General features: G+C 35.4%; 1 protein-coding gene. It reads right to left on the bottom strand.

Annotated features, from left to right (window positions below):
• Positions 1-13 precede the first annotated feature (13 nt).
• Positions 14-900: IS1595 family transposase (locus HNS38_RS20115; RefSeq protein ID WP_172347012.1), on the bottom strand; the 887-nt coding region annotated here is incomplete at its 5' end.

The raw sequence follows: 900 nt of genomic DNA, 5'->3' as shown, positions 1-900 counted from the left end.
TAGGGTTACCCATTTAAGTCTCGTGTAATTTAATCGAAGCGTAAGCAATCGGTTTATGCTCTACGCATCTCTGAATGATTTTATCTAAAATTGATTGGCGATGATTCCTTCTGTTAAATCTAAAGAAATATTCGTCAATATAGTTTTGTAGGTATTCTTTGTTGCAATATGAATGTACACCTCTTAGCCAATTTTTAAAATTCCTAATCTGAATATGTAACATTTTGAAATTCTTGCCATTATCAGATAGTGTTTGTGTCAAATTCGGATAATTTTCCTTGAGAGGCTTATACCCAGCCCATCCATCAACCAGCACCATTGCATCATTCTTAATATGATGGTCAAAGATAGGTTTAAGTGATTTTGAACTATAATCTTGGATTACTTTCGCATAACCTCTTCCTGATTTGCCATCTCTATGCTCAAATGCAATAACAACTCTTACCTTTTTGTCACTTTTGCTTCTGCCTTGCTCACCTGTTTGCGGTGTGCCTATCTCAAACTCATCAACATGAACTTCATCCTCTAAGGGGAATTGTTCACTGCTTTTCATGGCTACTTGCACTTTTTGTCTAAATAGCCAAGCTGTCTTTTGGTTAACCCCGAAATGTTCTGCTAACCAAATACTGTTTGCCCCTTTTTTACTTGTAACAATCTCATACATCATCTCAAAAGCTTTGTCTATTCCAAACTTTAATTTATGAAACAAGGTTCCTGTTGTGGTAGATTCATCATATCCACACTTACTACATCTACGACTTGCTGGCTGCTTTCCCTTTATAAATAAATGAGAATCACATCTTGTACAGCTATAGCCTTCGCTCCACTTAAGCTCTGCTAAAAAATTATAGCAATCTTCTTTTGTTGTAAATCTTTCTTTAAACGTCTGTCTATCAATGT

It is taken from the genome of Lentimicrobium sp. L6 (assembly GCF_013166655.1).
Classification (GTDB): Bacteria; Bacteroidota; Bacteroidia; order Bacteroidales; family UBA12170; genus UBA12170.
Note: the sequence above shows the minus strand (reverse complement) of the source record. Positions and strands in the feature narration are given on the sequence as shown.